Source organism: Edaphobacter sp. (assembly GCF_035532915.1).
Classification (GTDB): Bacteria; Acidobacteriota; Terriglobia; order Terriglobales; family Acidobacteriaceae; genus Edaphobacter.
This window is the reverse complement of record NZ_DATKQC010000428.1, coordinates 1-16,506: the sequence shown is the minus strand read 5'-3', so window position 1 is coordinate 16,506 and position 16,506 is coordinate 1. Positions and strand designations below refer to the sequence as shown.

The following is a 16,506-nucleotide window of genomic DNA, read 5'->3' as shown; positions in this document are numbered from 1 at the left end:
ACCGGAGGGAATGGATGCGTTCAGGAAGCCGCACAGGAAATCGAACACACTGACTCCTTTCCGGGCACGTTGGCGTGCCCGAAGACTGATTGTTGGATTAGTGGGGAGAAGTTCCGGCGCTATGCCAAGCGCCCAGTGCTCATGACAGAGGCCGCGGGCTCATCGGGCAGTGGGGCTACATGATGTAGCTGTTCTCGAAAATGAGTTCCATCTCCCCGGGTGGAAGAGTCTCTTCGTCGGGGTCGCACAGATCTGGATCGTGATATTCGCATTCCTGCTCAAAGAGTTCGTCTTCAGGATCGCGAGAGACGGGATCGTGGCTGCGGGCGTAGGCAGCTCCCTCGTCCAATGCTTCGTTAAAGCGCTTTGCGCCCTCATCGCTCCAGAAGTCACAGGCCGGTTCTTGCTCCTCTCTCGGCTCGCTTTCGGGTGAGTTGTCGTTAGTCAATGCCATCCGATGTCTCCTTCCGCGTGCAGGCTTCTGACCAGGCCTGACCCGCATCTTGATTGTCGGAGCAAACTGGCGTTCGGAAATCGAAACAGTACTTTGGGGTTGTTCCACCCAGGCACATCGATTCTGTGAAGAGGTCGCATTGTTCAAACGCTGCCCGGGGATTCCGAAGCATTTCGGGGATCCTCGAAGCGCAAAATCACTGCGGTCAGACCCAGGGCCCGACCGAGCGGCAGAAGCTTACTGATGGGAAGCAGCACATGGCCGCACTCAAGCTTGGATAAGTAGCTCCGGTTCATCGTTGCGGCGAGGTTTGCGAGCTGCGACTGAGAAATTCGGCGTTGCTTGCGTAAAAGACGAAGTACCGTGCCGATCCTGTGAGCAATCTGTCTCCGCTGCTCTAGTGGACAAGAACCAAGCAGACTGTCGATGTCAATCCGCAGGTATCGAAGACTCAGGGGGCGATGACACGCAATACAGTTTCCGCCTCGCGGATATTGGCGAGTGTTGCAGCACTTGCAGGTGATGGTTTCGTTGTCGCGAATTGACGGGAGAAACTGAGAAGGCATGGCTTTCCTTTGAGCACGTCGGACATGAATCTCTCGGGATGAGAAGAGATATCCGGAGGTGAGGGTTTGAATGGGGTGGAGCGTGATGCGCGTCCTATAACCGGGAAGCCTGTTGCTCAAAACCAGCCGCAGGCTTTGCACGCCAGCCACCAGCATGAGATTGCATTGAAGTCACGATCACAACGGTTGTCAGTTGGAGGGGATCTCTCCGCGTCCTTCAAGGACTGCTTCCAGGTCGAAGTCGCGGGCATCGGGGACGTGTGCAGAACGGGAAGCTTCACAAGTGAAATTGGACGGTGGGACGTGAAGCCTGTAGTTCCCCGCGCGAACGGACTCCGGCGAGTGGACCCTACTTCCTCCGAGCCAAAGCCTATCGCTGGGTGCGCATGCGTAGCCCAGTTCAGCCAACTGACTTTCGATTTCATCATTGATTGAACCAGGGGGCACGTCCGCGTAGCCGTGGCTACTCCTCTCGACTGCCGCGATAAGATTAGCGATTGCTCGATACATTTCGTTCCTTTCTGTTGTTTTGTTTTACTGGCGAAGAGCCCTCTCAGGGCTATACACCGGCCTTTTGCATCTGCCGGAGTGCATGGACCTGACGAGATTTCGCTGACTGCGGCAGGGCTGCCGGGAGACTGTCTTGGATCTGGAATAAAGGGAGTTGTGAACGGAAGGAATTGACCAATGACCCAAGCCTGAGCCAGGGGGTAGCACAGGATTTCAGAAGTGACGAGCTACTGAACCTGAGTCAGCCGCCCATTTGTTGATTTACAAATAAAAGCCAATCCTAAGCAGCTGCCGTGTACCGGAGGTGTGCCGCATTGAAAGAGCCAGGGAACGCGAAGAAATGGCCACCGATTCGGAACAGGAATTGTCGGATTTCTGTTGTCGGGAATGCACCGAGCGGTCCCTCGGATCCTGACATCTGAGAAGAGGTCATTTCCCGGGACCAGATGATCAGAGCCCGGGAAAACTGATTAGAGGCCGAGACTCGCCCAGGCGTTCTCGCGGAACATCTCGCTCGGCCGGATGTAGCGACGCAAAACGCGGCGTGAACGGTGCCGAGTGGCCCTCGCGATCGCGCGCTCGGACGATCCATTCAGTGCCGCCTGGGTTGCCATCCCCGCGCGAACGCTATGACCTGCGATGTTGGCTGCATTCATGCCGGCACGTGATGCGGCGGTTTTGAAAATCGCTGCAATCGAGTCGCGATGCAGACCTTGAGCAGCCACGCGACCGTGACGATCGACTCCGCGAAAGACCGCGCCATCTTTAATCTTGGCCTTTGCGACCCATTTGGTTTGAGGATTTATATTTATCTGTCACGAGGGTTCTACGGTGCGTTGCAGGGAAGAATCAATATATCGCTTGATCTGCAAACGTCCTGGAATGCGCAGAGACGGCAACAAAGCAACTCCTCGACCTGGGTAACTTCACAAAACTTATCCTTGATTCGGCCGCTCCGGGCACCACATCGGGCGATGTTGTCAGGCTCGATCAAAATCCGCTTAGCACCTAACACATCTTCGTTGCAGCAATGATGAGCCTTCCCATTTGTAAAATATGCGCGCGGCGCTTTTATAGAAGAACTGACTAGGGGGCTTTCGAGGGCTTGGCATTGCGCCTCTCTGGCACGCCCAAAGTCATGAAATGGACAAGCGAGCTCCTCTGGCGCCGATAGGAGAAAGTGGGTCTCTTGCCCTGTTACAACCCAATAATCGCCATCGCGCCCTGGGATCTCTTCGAAACCATGCATTCCCTCGAAGGCGTCGTCCTGATAGTGACTCAACAGAGAGGAGGGCCCAATGGGCTTCTGGAGCCAATGCTGTACGCGTTCTAGCAGTCGCGTGGCGTCTCTTCGCACGTCATCGAGATGCCCAGCGAGAGCATCCTCGTATCGGTAGGGAAAGATACGAATAGATTCGGTATCCGGAACCTCATGAGCGACCTTGAACCAGGAACCAGTGTCAGAACGCAAAAAGATGATGGCCATTACAGAGATCGTCGGGACGAGATGACCAACCGTCTCTGAACTCGTGTAGCGCAGGCGAAGTCCATGCAAAAGGCTCACGATATGGTTTGGATCAACGGCGCCCCGTATCGCGCCAGGAGGAATCTCCCTGGCTTCTCTGGAAACCTCTCGTTGGTCAAGAAGTTCGAAGACATGATTGTAACGTTCAATAATCTCAGCTTCACTTGTGAAGACATGGATAAAATCTGGATTCGGCTTGGCGCCAGGGGCGAAGGCATTCTCGGGTTTCTCAAAAATCACGAGCCAATTGCCGTCGGTAATTGCCGCCCGGACCGGAAAACGACCTGTGCGGAGTTTGACCGATTGAACATAGTTCCTTAACGACGACAGCCATTTCTTCCACTCACCTAGGCCACTGTCCGGATCTACGAGCCAGTTTGACATCAGGGCAGCAGCCGTTTCCATCGAACCGTTCGCCGGGATCGGAAACTCTGAAGGCCGTTTGGCTTCCACGACCAGGAGTGGTTTATCTACTGTTCGTTCGTATCCCAGGTAATCCATGAATCGGCGAGCACCGGTTTCAGGATCAACTTGTGCTTCCGGAATCATGTTCTCGATCGCGTCGGCAGCCCCCGGAACGATTACCCATCGAAGCGCCGCGAGCATCTCGTCGATCACATACGTGCGAACGTGGGCCTCCAAAGCCTGTTCCAGTCTCGGGTCTTGCCGGGACGGGTTCGCATACTTCGCTCGTAACTCCGCTATCTGGGGCTCGAAACGCGCACGGTAGTTCGCTCTTATGCTCCGATATGAATTTCGGAAGTCATTGGCTCCGAAGCCTCTCCCGTTGCTCACCGAAAGATCTCTTCCAGCCGGTAGCTGAGTCTGCGGGCGGATGGCCATCCCGCCTCCACAAACGTTTCGAGAATGTCGATCAACTCTTCGCGGCTCTGAAGATCCTTCTGAAGTTCAATCCGATATTCTGCGATGTAATTCTCTGTGACCTTGACCAACAGATCGACGGCAAGCGACTCATATTGATATCCCCACGATTTAGCGGATCGAACCACCGCTGCGATAGCGTGAAAGACCGGAATAGGCTCGAAAGGAATGAAGCTCTGCAAGGTTTCGATGAGATGATGCGCTGCGGACGGTATCGCCACCTCTGATAGTGCCAAAATTACTTTTTGCGATTCATGCCAAAAGAGCCGTCTCGCTTCGTCTTCGAGCTTACTGTGGGAATTTGTTCCATCATAGGCTCCCGAGGAGAAATATAGCTGACTGCTGATGTGATCGATAAGCCGAGCTAGTTCCTGAAAATTCCGTTGCCATACTTCATCGCGGGTTTCGACGTCGATCTCATGAATCATGTGGTTCATTCGTCCGGAAACCGTTTCGATGATGAGTTCAATGACACCGAATGCACGTTTGCGGACAGCCGCATCGGTTGCTTTAGGAACATCTGAAACGAATGTTAAAGCCCCTCGGATATCTCTAAGGCATTGCCCCGCATAACTAGGATGGAAAGTTTCGCCCTCCAAAATGGGCCTGATCAGCTCGAAAGCGCCAATATCCCCCTGATAGATGTACAAGCCCGTCGCGATCCGATGGCACCATTCGAAAGCCTCTCCTCCGTCACCGGCTAGATCCGTTCGCCTGAATAGCTCTCGTATCAGTTCAACCACCTCTGACTTGTATCGGCCAGCTAGTGGATTGATTACAGCATAGAAGGCACCTGCCAGCACTCCCGCGCGCCGTTCTGTGCGTACCAGCGAAGTCAGAATTTCCCAGAGCGCATCGATGTGTTTGTTGTAGAGAGGCAAAAGACGAACGATTGTCTGGAACCTAACGGCTGGTACGAGATCAGAAATAGCCAGACGGACCCGCTCCAAAAGAGCCTCATCCACGCACGAGCCATGCGAGAGCAAACTGCCAATCCCTTCCGCTGCCTCGATCCTTTGAACTGGCGCTCCCCAGCCGCTCGGACTGTCATCCCATTGTTTGTCGTACTCCGGCTCATAACAGGGCTGCGTGCTGCCCAAACCCCAAAACAGAATGGTTCGCACTTTCATTCCCAGAGCACTCGAACAGTCCAACGACTTCACTTTTGCTATTGCCGCGCAAGCCGCAAGAAGCTCCGCTTCAGCGGAATTGGCAACATCTTCGTGGATATCTGCAGCGCCACTACTTAGAACTTTCCACACTTCATCGATGTCAGCTTCGATGTTTTCAACGTCAGCGTCGGTCGGCGTGCCATTGTTGAACTGCCCTGCGAATGCCCACAAGCGTTTGCTGGTCTCGCGCAGTGCGGCATTTGGAGCCTCATCTATCGGAACCCCACGTTCCCGTAGACGATCATCCGCGGAATACGGAGAGACGCTAAATCCACTTGAGACATACGGAGGTCTGTTTTCTGGAGCTCCTCCCCTTTCTGAGAGCTCCTCTATACGACCAACTGACAGCGGAAGAGCAACTTGATCGATGGGAATGCACCCAAGCAGCCTGTCTCGAACGTGAGTCATCGCCTCGAGGTGGTCGCCTTCCACTCCAGTCGTCAAGTTCAAGATGTTCGACTCAATCTGTTCGCGACGAGATTGATCGAGTGCAGAGTAATTTGTGCGAAGTGCATTTCCGATGAGAGACGAGAGATCGTAAGAACACACTGCGGTCGGGCTAGAAAGCAGCGGATAGACGACATCGGCTAGAGCGGGACCAGTACGTTCGGCCACGATAAGGACTTTGCGCAGGAAATATGCGTATTGTGCGTCTTTCAAAAACGCCGCGGTTGTGTCTCGGGCGAGTTGCACTGACGACGGCGCTCGCGCCAACTCTTCAAGCTTCCGAAAATATGCATCTGCCATCTCGAGTGCCTCTCCACGAGGTCCGGAGCAATCCCAGATGGCAGAGTAATCAACGCTCACGCTGCGTTCGATTCCTTCCACATTGTATGTGATTGCATTTTCGGCAGAACTCGGTTTATGCTCAGACTCGATCACATTGCTGGCGGCCGTCACGATTATGGGCCGGCATAGTTCAAAGTGGCTGTTCAGAAACTCAGAGAAATGTTGGCTAAGCTGCCAGTGAGCCTGTTGATAATCTTGACGACGATTCGATGTCATGGCCAAGATTCGTCCGCCGCCCATAGAGGTCTTTTCTTCTGATCGTTCGTTATAGGCAAAGAATCCTGTAAAGATGTCGGCCGCGAGCTTCGGAGCGATATCGAAGAGGTTAGAAATCTTGCGAGCAAGCCAATGCCCTTGCTGCGCTCCGTGTTCACGAATTTCTTCCGGCGTAATCAGTCTTCGTATTGCAACCTCAGAATCGGCCGGGGCGGCACCAAAAAGATCCATGACGTTTAATATGCAACGACCAACAATCCAACCCTCCCGTTGCTTTCCCGAAGCAAACGCGTTTAGGAGGTACACGGCGGATCGACTCAACGCGATCTGACCTTTGCGAGAATTGACAACGCCGCTCTGACCTTGCGTCAAAATGTGGTCAATCAACGACTGACATACAGCAGCGATCCGTAAAGAAGGATTTGCTTGCGTGATCTGTAAACAGAAGTCTGACCACAACTCCATGCTTGAGGTCGGCACCCCTGCTAATACGGCACCCACAACATGGACAATCCACTGCTCAGCTATCGCACTGTTCTTTGGGTCCGCGGAGGTTAATAAATTCACTATCGGAGAGAGATCATTTTCTGATGTCGCGAGTTCAGGAATAACTGCAGGGCCAATAATTTTCGCAAGCGCTGGGGCTCCTTCGTCCGCGCTAAATAGCATGAGATCCGTCCAAAAAGTGTCCCGATGCTTGAGCCACGCTTCTTTGAAGAAAAGATCAATACTCGGCCTCAAGAAGAGCGATAGGTCCCGCTCCCGGGCAATTGCTTTTAAGAATCCGCTGAAGTCAGACCCTAGAATCAGTCGGCTCACTGCATAGTCGAATAGCAAGTGATGCGAAAATCCTATGATGTTTCTACCGTGCAAATTGGCTACTTGTTCGACAATCACATTGTCGGAGCACAAAGACGAGAACTGCGCCTCTTTTGCAGTTTCCAGAATGTGCAACTTAGCAACCGTCAATTTCCGCTGACCTACTAGCGCGTTCACGATTTCAGTGAGGATCGCTTCACGGATGTTGCCTTCGATTCCGGACCGGATGACGCGATTAAGCCAATACTTGTCTAGGAGGCCAACTTGTGTATCGATACCGCGGAAATCTGTCGCGGCCTCGGTTTCCGACAGCAGTTCGGCTACCAGTCTAAGATTGAACGGAATATCCAGTAGTCCTAGCAACTGATGCGATGCCGTCCGAAAAACTGCGTCCAGTTCCGCTGACTGGGTGCGTATCTCTCTCAACTCATCAGGGCTGAAGCGCGGAATCTTAATATGTCTGACAAATGGAAAGGAGCTGTCCTGAAAATCCTGGGGTCCAGGCTCTCCAAGTCCGCGCCGAAAGACTCTTTGCAATTCTTGGCTGTAGCGCAGGTCAAAAATCCGGATCGACGCGACGACTCTCCATCTGCTCCCCTCCATCATCGCAACCCTGCTGATTAGATCCCGGAGCACTTGGAGAGCATTAGAACCGCGTGCAGCGTCTAACGCGTCGATGAACAGCAATCCAGTCGATTCGCCGCTCCAATTCTCCAGCACCTCCGCCAATTCGTAATCGAGGCCAAGTTCGCTCCTTAGTGAATCATCGAGCCGATCTGCCGCCAAAAACACAACATCGCGACCCTCCCCATGCAATGCTGTGGCCAGTTCGTGAAGCACACCGGACTTTCCGGCGCCGGGATCACCGATGACGACGAGTGACTGTGTCTCAGCCTCTTCACGCAGATACTTTGTCACTTGCCGCTCAATTCGGATCTCCCTCTGATTGACAACAAGAGTCGCGAGGTGATCTAGAGAGTCCAGCGTGAGATTGGTGTACTTCTGCAGAGCATTGATGTCGTTACGAAAACTTGGAGTCGATGCAAGCGAAAGATTTGTACCCCGGAGTCCTCTTCGAAGCTCTTCGCGGCTCACGAACATCCGCGTCTCGCTCGCGCGTCCCATCAGTTGAACTAAAGTAACCCAACAGCGCTGGGCATCGAAACTATGGACGAGCACTGTCTCTTTTAGGAAGCCTTGCGCATTTTGTTCTCCGACCTCGCCTTCATTCACGTCCAGGACAGCGATCCGGAAAAGTGAGAGCAACTCCACGATTTGGCTGCCGTTTGGTTGTTCACCCAATATCGTCTTCCAGACTTCTCTGAGGATTCCGAGAAGGCTTTCGAACGCATCTCTCTCTGCATCATTCAACGGTAATGAGCTGAGCTCCTCTGGGTCGGATTCTGGATGGACTCGTACTAGGCAAGCAGACAGGTGCTGTGTCAAGCGAGCCGGGGCCTCACTGGAAGTGACGAGGTACAAGCGATCCCTCGCCGGATTGAGTGGTCTGCGCCAAGGGAACCTCCCTCCAGACGTCCCGTGCTTTGAGGCCAAGTATTGCTCGACAAGGTGTGAGACGAAGGGTTTCATGCGAGCCGCGCCAAACTCCATCGCACGCTTTACTTCGACAAAAGCGAGGCTTTCATCCTCAAAGGTCAGAAGAATGTCAGCGAGAGGCTCACCGGTCTCACAGCGAATGGATTTTAGGGGTGAAGCCGATATCCCGGGTAGCGCGACACGTTCCGTCAGGCAGCATGCAGCGAAGTAGGCAGCTACCCGGTTCTGATAGTTGATACCTCGCTGTGTTGCATACCCGCCAGCAGGTCTCGATTTGTCTTGGTCATCGACCACTTCGGCTCCGTTCTTTAACTAGCGTTGGCCAGCCGGAGACTGCGTGCAGTTTGCTGCCAGCCGACGGCAACTTCCGGCCGTAGTCGCCGGTTTGTCCTCACGAGAAAGTCCATTTTAGAGCCTTTCGGCCCTCGGACATGTGGAAGACGAATTCTGGGGCTAAACGTCTCTTAATGCAAAAAGATTTGGAACACATCCCACTTGGGATCTAAAGATGGGCGGAGTTCAGGATGAAGCTGCAATGTCGTGCGTCGTAATCGAGGGGAAAAGCCACTGTGCTCCATATTCCCCTTGGATTGGAAACCACAGCGAAGACCTCGGATCAGCCCAATTAAGCAATTCGCAACCCATCTCAGCGCCCACCTTCGCCGCGAAATGAATAGCGTAGAGATCGAGAAATTCGCACAATTCCGTCATTATCTGTTGGATCGACGCCTCTAAGGTCCTCGTCGTATTGACGGTTGGTGCTGCGATGCCGTAGAGAAATGAATGAACCCGATTTTCTGCGGGAGTTGTGCCTGCCTGAAAGAGGAGTTCAGTTCGAACCATCCCATGCACAATCAAATCCCTGAGGCCATCCGTCTTGCTGTCGCCGGCGAGAGTCGTAAACCAGTTTGTGTGACTTCTGAGCATCTCCGCGTATTGAGTGTCAAATTCCGGTCGACTTCGGGTGAACCATTTCATCTGGTCTCTGAAACTGCGAAAAGGGACGTGATCGGAGGGATAGAGCTGACTCGTAAGATTCGCCAGACAGTCTGCAAGAATTCTGAGGTATAGAAGTACGCAATCCAGATGCAGAGGGATGTCGCGCAACGCCTGTTGGGTTGCGGCTAAACTTTCGACCGAGATTGTTGGACCCTTGAGATCGACAATTCGGCAGCGGGCCACGTCATACAACTCCGCAGTCCGAGCGAGCTTCCCGAACGTGTCTTCCAGCTTGCCCAGTGCAGTTACGAACTTCTCAATCTGACTGCGCGACCACGGTTGCAGTGTCGGATACTTGTTTCGCCCCGGAAACGCCTGGGCGATTTTCAAGGCGTCAAAAATGTTGCGAACTCCGAAGTGGAATTCACTCTTACCACCGTTTGCGGGAGTTGTCAGTCCGTGAAAGCGCGGCATACGGACAATCGTATCCGATTCGCTATTGCAAGAACTGTTGTCTATGTCAGTCATTCACCCGGCCGGCGCCTTCGTGAGAATGTGTACCAATCCACCAAGTGCGATTATCTATTTCCGAATTCGCCGTGCTAATCCCGGATAATGGCCCGTTCTCCGGCATCAGAATTTGTGCCTGGCCGCCTTTGGTTTCAGGTCGACTGACTGGCCATCAGCTGCGCGAGCTCTGGGAAAACCCGTCAGCTTTTCTGGAGTGATCATCCTGATGTGCGGGCGGTGCGCCGGACCACGGCAGCGAAAACAGGTGCCACCAGCAGACTTGGCGGTATCCGAAGTGATCTTGATCTATCCATTCAATGAAAATCGTGTGAGCGCAGGTCGAGGGCACGATGGGCGAGTTGCGAGAGGCGCGCGGCTTTGACGTGGATCACGCCGTCCTGATTTTGCAGCGTGCCTTCGACGAGCAGGAATTTGCCGCGGGTAACGGTGAGGCGGTTGCGCTCGTAAATATCGGGCGTGACGATGACGTTGGCAATGCCGGTCTCGTCTTCCATGGAGATGAAGATGAAGCCCTTGGCGGTGCCGGGGCGCTGGCGCGCGATGACGCATCCTGCGGCGCGTACCTGCTGGCCGTCGCGGCATAAACGAAGCTCGGCGGCAGAGAGGATGTTTGCGCGGCGCAGCTCGGCGCGGCGGTAAAACATGGGGTGTTTGCCGACGGTAAGGCCGGTGCCGGCGTAGTCCGCGACCAGCCGCTCGTCGACGTTCATCTGCACGAGCGGGAGGGCGCGCGAATCTTCACACAGCGATGCGGCGGCGTGGCGCAGCAGCGGCCCCTCGGGTTTGCCCGCGCGCTCGATCTGCCAGAGCGCATCGCGGCGATGGCGAATGCCTTCGAGCTGATTCAATGCGCCGATCTGCGCCAGGCGGGCCAGATGATTGCGGGTGAGCGAGGGAACGCGCTGAGCGAGAGCGTCGACGGAAGTGAACCGGCCGTCGCTCAGGCGCGCGGCGACGATCGCCTCGGCCTGCTGGCGCGCGAATCCTTTGGCATAACCGAGGCCAATGCGGAGCGAGAGCGAACCGTCCACTTCGTGCTCTATAGTGCAGGGCCAGTCAGACGACTGCACGTCGATGGGCTTGATGCGCAAACCGTGACGCTGTGCGTCTTTGACCAGCACCGCGGGCGAGTAGAAGCCCATGGGCTGATTGTTGAGGATGGCGCAGGTGAAGGCGGCCAGATAGTGGCCCTTGAAGTATGCCGAGGCGTAGGCGATGAGCGCGAAACTGGCGGCGTGTGACTCGGGGAATCCGTAGAGCGCGAACGAGCTGATGTGCTGCACGATCTTGTCCTGCGTTTGTACGTCGATGCCCTTGCGGGTCATGCCGGCGCGGAGCTTGCCTTCGAGATTCTTCATGCGCTCCCAGGAGCGGCGCATGCCGACGGCGCGGCGCAGTTCGTCGGCCTCGGCGCCGGTAAAGTCGGCGACGGTCATGGCGATGCGCAAAAGCTGCTCCTGAAAGAGCGGGACCCCGAGCGTGCGCTTGAGGACGGGCTCGAGCGAGGGGTGCGGATAGGTGACCGGCTCGCGCTTCTGGCGGCGACGCATGTAGGGATGCATCATCTGTCCGACGATGGGGCCGGGGCGAATGATGGCGACCTGAACAACAAGATCGTAGAAGCGCTCGGGATGGTTGCGCGGCAGCGAGGCCATCTGGGCTCGGCTTTCCACCTGAAACATGCCCACGGTGTCGGCCTGTTGCAGCGTGCGGTAGACTTGGCCGTCTTCAGGCAACTGCGCCAGATCGATGGGCACACCGTAGTGCGCGGGAATGAGCTCGATGCAGTCCTTGAGCACGGCCATCATGCCGAGGCCAAGCAGATCGACCTTTATGATGCCGAGATCGGCGCAGTCTTCCTTGTCCCACTGAACGACGGTGCGGCCGGGCATGGAGGCGCGCTCAAGCGGGACCACGTGGTTGAGCTGTCCCTGGCAGATGACCATGCCGCCGGAGTGCTGGCCGAGATGGCGCGGCAGATCCTGGATGCGCATGGAGAGCTCAAGATATTTGGCGATACGCGGATGGCGGATGTCGAAGCCTGCATGCTGAAAGGAGTGTGCCATGGTGTCAGTCGAGCCGCGCCACTCCCACTGGCTGACCAGACTCGAAAGGCGGCCGAGAGTGTCCTGATCGAAGCCGAGGGCCTTGCCGGTTTCGCGCGCCGCCGACTTGCCACGATAGGTGATGACGTTGGCGGTCATGGCGGCGCCGAGTTCGCCATAGCGCTGATAGACGTACTGAATGGCCTGCTCGCGCTTGTCTTCGGACGGAAGATCGAGGTCGATGTCGGGCCACTCGTTGCGGCTCTCGCTCAGGAAACGCTCGAAGAGCAATTCCATGCCGACTGGATCGATGGCCGTGATTTCCAGGCAATAGCAGACTGCGGAGTTGGCGGCCGAGCCACGGCCCTGCACCAGGATGTCGTGCTGTTTGCAGAAGCGGATGACGTCCCAGACGATGAGAAAGTAGCCGGCGAAGCCGAGCTTGGCGATGAGGGCGAGCTCGTGGTCGACCTGCTTTTTGGCGCGCTTGAGCAGGTTGGGATCGTTCTTGGGGCCGTAGCGGCGCTCAACGCCTTCGGCGACGCGTTTGGCGAGAAAGCTGTCCATGGTGTCGCCGTCGGGGACTGGGTAGCGGGGAAACTCGTAGCCGAGATCGTCGAGCTGGAAGCCGAGGCGCGAAGACAACGCAACGGTGTTTTCGACCGCGCCGGGAATGTCACGAAAGAGCGTGGCCATTTCGCGCGCCACCTTGAGATGGCGATGGTTGTTGACGGTGAGCAGACGGCCGGCCTGGTCAAGTTCGACGTGGTTGCGAATGGCAGTGAAGAGATCGAGGATCTCACGGTCGTAGGCAGTCGCGTAGCGGACGCCGTTGGTGGCGACGACGGGCAGGCGGAGTGAACGCGCGATGCGGAGAGCGGCCTGGTTGCGGCCCTCTTCTTCGCGTTCGCGATGCCGTTGCAGTTCAACGTAGACATTCTCGCGGCCGAAGATGCGGGTAAGCTGTTCGACGGCTTTGCGGCCTGCTTCTTCGCCGCCGCGCGTGAGGGCGGCAGCCAACGGGCCTTCGTCGCCACCGGTCAGGCAGATGAGGCCAGATGCGTACTGCCTCAGATCGTCGAAGCTGGCAGAGCCCTCGCCCTTATTAGTCTCGCGCATCTTGAATTGCGTGATGAGCTGGCAGAGATTCTGGTAGCCGGTGCGCGACTCGCAAAGCAGCGGGATGCGCGCGGGCTCAGCTATGCACTGGTTGGGCCGCCATGCGGGCGGCGCCAGACGCCGCCCGAAAGAGGAGACAGCGATCTCCGCTCCGATGTGCGCGCGTAGGCTATTGCGTTTGGCGGCAGTGTGGAAGCGGGCAGCGCCGTAGACGCCATTGCGGTCGAGCAATGCCATCGCTGGCATGTCCAGCTCCGCGGCGCGCTCGATCAGGCTCTCCGGCTGCGAGGCAGCTTCAAGAAAGCTGAAGGCGCTGGCTGCATGGAGTTCGATGTAGTCAGTCATAGAGCGCCGCCATCTGCCACTCGTTGCGAAACAGGTCTCGGACCAAACAGCAGCAGAGCGTGGCCCCGTCGTGTGCACGCAGAACGAGATCCCACTGTTCGCAACCCCAGAGCGTCGGGCTCCACCACTCGCCATCGGCTTGCCATGGGCCGTAGGCGCGCTCGATGGCATAGCGGCGTTGACGGAAGACGAGCGCGGCGGGGCGCGCATTCTCGAGCGTAACGAAGACCGCCTCCGGCGGCCGTAGCCGGCGCAGGGCAGGGCGGACGGGCGCGGACGGAAGTTCGGAAGGGCGCACAGAGGGGACGGTGAAAGGCACGATGCGAAACGCGCCGGGGGCATGCGAGTCGAGCAGTTGCGGACGACCGGCATTTTCTTCGCCCACGATAGCGCAGATGCGGGCTAGCGTCACATCGAGCCGCGCAGGCTCCGGCAGTTGCGGCGAGAAGAGGCCGAGCTGCACTTTGCTGGTGCTGCCCGGTTCGGCCGTGAGTACGACGGCAAGAATCGGAGCCGACGGAGGATGCGCTTCGAGATCGAGATGCCGCAGCTTGAGCCACAGTTGGCGATCAGTACTGGGAAGTGCGGGGCGAACGGTGCGTGTGTGTGTGGCGCCGCCTTCGAGCGACAGCGTAACCCTGACGGAAGCCAGCGCGAAGACACGCGCGGCGGCTCGCATGATGAGCTGCTCCAGCATCAGGTTGGCGACGAAGAGCAGGGCGTCGAGCGCCTCGACAGGCGAATCGAGATCGATCCGCTCTTCGAGAGAGAAGTCCGGCTCGAGCGGCGTGAAGAGATGAGTCCGTTCACCGCGTGCAAGTTGGTGCAGGCGCTTACCTGCCTGGCCCATGCGGGCAATGAGCTCGACTTCAGGCAGCGCGGCCAGCATGCCCAACGTGCCGATTCCCCACAGAGAAAATGTCTCAGCCTGCACCGGAGTGAGGTCGAGGATCATGAGCCGTAGCGGCGCCAGGGCCTGCGCTTCTTCGCCTACGGGCACGACCCGGATCTGTTCGTGCATGGACAGTCCCTTCGCCAGCGCCACGGCCGTATGAAAGTTACTGCTCACAGCGATTGAGGCAACGATGCCCAGGGCGCAAACACGCGACAGAAGGTTGGCGGCCAGCGATTCCGGAGGGCCGAAGAGCTTGCCGGTTCCCGCAATGTCAATCACCAGGAGAAGCTCCACGCCAGCGCTCCGGTCTTCCACGCGCGGAGAGAAGCAGCTTGCGCACTCGATCAGTGCTGCGCGTGCAGCAGCCTCCTCTGCAAGCGAACGTTTGAAGATAGCGACGCTCGGAAAGGTATCGACTTCCACTTGCGTCATGCCGCGCTCGATGCCGAGTGCACGCGCCTTTCTATTCAAGGAACAGACTTGCTCGAGCGGCGGTTCGCCTTCCATCACCACGCAGGACTGATCGCTCGCCTGAGGCCGCAGGCGTAACAACGCCTGTGCTGGAAACTCTGGCGCTCGCAGGCAGGCATAGAGTTCGGGTGCGGGGCTCATCGCGCACCTGCCCAGATGGATTGGCTTTGCCAGCTCGCGCTGGTTGCCCGTTGCGGCGGCTTACGCAGGGGAATGACGTTCGTGGCGCTCTCGGTGAAGCGCCGCCGCTCCACCTCCACACGATGCTCCATGCCCGTGAAGACAGTCTCTTCGTCGCTGCGCGGCCTGCCCGGCGCGAGGCGCAGCAACAGTTCGCTACTGCTTTTGGCGCAGGCGTGCTGGCTGAGGAGCAGCAGTGTGGCCTGCGTTCGCTCGGCAGCGGCCCGGTAGCGGAACCAGGTTGCAAGCGGTATCCGCGAGGCAAATACCGGCGCAGTGCTGCCCAAGTCGAGTACGATGGCGCTGAATCCGCCGGCCTGCAGCACGAGATCTGTTACGCGCAGAGCCTGCTCGATGCGGGCCCAGGGCTTGGTTGGTCGCGTGCGCGGGCTCGGCCTTGGCGCCGGCGTCAGCGCAACAGGATCGAAAAATTCCCGTTCCCGCTTCACTCTCGGCTGCGCTTCGGCACAGCGTGGCGCGATCGCTTCCGGCCGCAGCAAACCGCCAACCGCTGAGGCGAGGCCTTTCACCTCGCCGCGCGGATGCCCGCCGCATCCGCCGCCATGCAGGCCTTTCATCGCGGGTCGCGGAACCAGATACTTCTCCGGCAATGCAAACCGGTATGCGTCCGGGGCAATCGGCTTTGGAGAGACGACGCCGCATCGCACCCACAGCACGCGGTCGAGATCGACCCCTGCTGCCGCTGCCGACTCGGGATCAAAACTATCGGAGGCGTCGACCCAGGCGGCCACCTTCCCCTCGCGCGTGATGCGGGCCAGAAATGAGAGCGTCAGCGAGGTTCTGCCGCTCGACTCCGGTCCGGCCAGCTCGGTAATGGCGCCGATGGGAAAACCGCCTTCGAGCAGCGCATCGACAGTCGCAACGCCCGTGGGCGCAGCGGGCCGGAGGCCGCGCGGCATCGGCGTGAGAGCCGAAGGAATGCGATGGGCGAGCGCCGCTTCGATCTGGAGCCGGATTGCGGAGGCGGAAGGCATGGCAGTTATGTTCGCCTTATATTCGCTTTTCCTGGAGGCTCCTGCAAGCCCCGTTTGCACATGTTTAAGTGCAAATTGCCAGCAACTCCATGAAAAGCAGCCGCTTATTTTCTTGTATCGGTAGACTGGGTCTATGTGTGGCCGATACGGACGCCGGGCAGACAAACAGCGGATCGCGGAGTGGTTTCGCACCCGCAACACCGACGTGTTCAGCGAGGAGTACTACGAGATCAACGACATTGCCTTCACGCCCTCGTACAACATTGCGCCGGAGAGCACGCAGCCTGTCGTCCGGCTCGACTACGACACAGGCGATCGCGTGCTGACACTGATGAAGTGGGGGCTGGTGCCGTACTGGATACTGTTGGCGAATTCAATCCGCCTTCTGCTCTATCGTGTGTACGTCCTTTGCCTCTCGACTCTCTGTTCTCAAAACAGGTCAGGCCGTTTATGGAATCCTGTTGAAGATAAGTGAATCTAAGTAATTGTTGATTCA

General features: G+C 57.3%; 10 protein-coding genes. 1 reads left to right on the top strand and 9 read right to left on the bottom strand.

Features of this window, described 5'->3' with window-relative positions; all coding sequences use genetic code 11:
- Nucleotides 1–175 precede the first annotated feature (175 nt).
- The 9 genes from VMU57_RS20115 to VMU57_RS20085 all read right to left on the bottom strand — a co-directional run bounded on the left by VMU57_RS20115 (nt 176) and on the right by VMU57_RS20085 (nt 16,010).
- Nucleotides 176–454 carry a hypothetical protein gene (locus tag VMU57_RS20115; RefSeq protein WP_325386696.1) on the bottom strand — a complete coding sequence of 93 codons (279 nt, stop codon included), beginning with the start codon at nt 452–454 and terminating at the stop codon, nt 176–178.
- Nucleotides 455–597: 143 nt separating this feature from the next.
- On the bottom strand, nt 598–1,020 hold the full coding sequence (locus VMU57_RS23225; protein WP_414648697.1) for a helix-turn-helix domain-containing protein: 423 nt from the start codon (nt 1,018–1,020) through the stop codon (nt 598–600).
- A gap of 980 nt (nt 1,021–2,000) precedes the next feature.
- Nucleotides 2,001–2,300 carry a hypothetical protein gene (locus tag VMU57_RS23220; RefSeq protein WP_414648698.1) on the bottom strand — a complete coding sequence of 100 codons (300 nt, stop codon included), beginning with the start codon at nt 2,298–2,300 and terminating at the stop codon, nt 2,001–2,003.
- Nucleotides 2,301–2,356: 56 nt separating this feature from the next.
- A complete protein-coding gene (locus tag VMU57_RS20110) occupies nt 2,357–3,697 on the bottom strand; it encodes a hypothetical protein (RefSeq protein ID WP_325386694.1) in 1,341 nt (446 codons plus the stop codon).
- Nucleotides 3,698–3,846: 149 nt separating this feature from the next.
- Nucleotides 3,847–8,304, bottom strand: coding sequence for a hypothetical protein (locus VMU57_RS20105; RefSeq protein ID WP_325386692.1), 4,458 nt, complete (start codon nt 8,302–8,304; stop codon nt 3,847–3,849).
- 705 nt (nt 8,305–9,009) lie between these two features.
- On the bottom strand, nt 9,010–9,903 hold the full coding sequence (locus VMU57_RS20100) for a hypothetical protein (protein WP_325386691.1): 894 nt from the start codon (nt 9,901–9,903) through the stop codon (nt 9,010–9,012).
- A gap of 350 nt (nt 9,904–10,253) precedes the next feature.
- On the bottom strand, nt 10,254–13,469 hold the full coding sequence (locus VMU57_RS20095) for an error-prone DNA polymerase (protein WP_325386689.1): 3,216 nt from the start codon (nt 13,467–13,469) through the stop codon (nt 10,254–10,256).
- Nucleotides 13,462–14,976 (bottom strand): DNA polymerase Y family protein, encoded by a 1,515-nt coding sequence (locus tag VMU57_RS20090; protein ID WP_325386687.1) that lies wholly within the window; start codon nt 14,974–14,976, stop codon nt 13,462–13,464. Before VMU57_RS20090 ends, VMU57_RS20095 begins: the two co-directional genes overlap by 8 nt.
- Nucleotides 14,973–16,010 (bottom strand): recombinase RecA, encoded by a 1,038-nt coding sequence (locus VMU57_RS20085; protein ID WP_325386685.1) that lies wholly within the window; start codon nt 16,008–16,010, stop codon nt 14,973–14,975. The genes VMU57_RS20090 and VMU57_RS20085 overlap by 4 nt, the downstream gene beginning before the upstream one ends.
- A 133-nt stretch (nt 16,011–16,143) precedes the next feature.
- Here VMU57_RS20085 and VMU57_RS20080 point away from each other — a divergent pair, with 133 nt between their 5' ends.
- Nucleotides 16,144–16,485, top strand: coding sequence for an SOS response-associated peptidase family protein (locus VMU57_RS20080; protein WP_325386684.1), 342 nt, complete (start codon nt 16,144–16,146; stop codon nt 16,483–16,485).
- Nucleotides 16,486–16,506 lie beyond the last annotated feature (21 nt).

What these genes read in the sequence shown, in the direction of transcription:
- VMU57_RS20115 (WP_325386696.1), bottom strand. Translation starts at nt 454, where the DNA reads ATGGCATTGACTAACGACAACTCACCCGAAAGCGAGCCGAGAGAGGAG.
- VMU57_RS23225 (WP_414648697.1), bottom strand. Translation starts at nt 1,020, where the DNA reads ATGCCTTCTCAGTTTCTCCCGTCAATTCGCGACAACGAAACCATCACC.
- VMU57_RS20100 (WP_325386691.1), bottom strand. Translation starts at nt 9,903, where the DNA reads ATGCCGCGCTTTCACGGACTGACAACTCCCGCAAACGGTGGTAAGAGT.
- VMU57_RS20095 (WP_325386689.1), bottom strand. Translation starts at nt 13,469, where the DNA reads ATGACTGACTACATCGAACTCCATGCAGCCAGCGCCTTCAGCTTTCTT.
- VMU57_RS20090 (WP_325386687.1), bottom strand. Translation starts at nt 14,976, where the DNA reads ATGAGCCCCGCACCCGAACTCTATGCCTGCCTGCGAGCGCCAGAGTTT.
- VMU57_RS20085 (WP_325386685.1), bottom strand. Translation starts at nt 16,010, where the DNA reads ATGCCTTCCGCCTCCGCAATCCGGCTCCAGATCGAAGCGGCGCTCGCC.
- VMU57_RS20080 (WP_325386684.1), top strand. Translation starts at nt 16,144, where the DNA reads ATGTGTGGCCGATACGGACGCCGGGCAGACAAACAGCGGATCGCGGAG.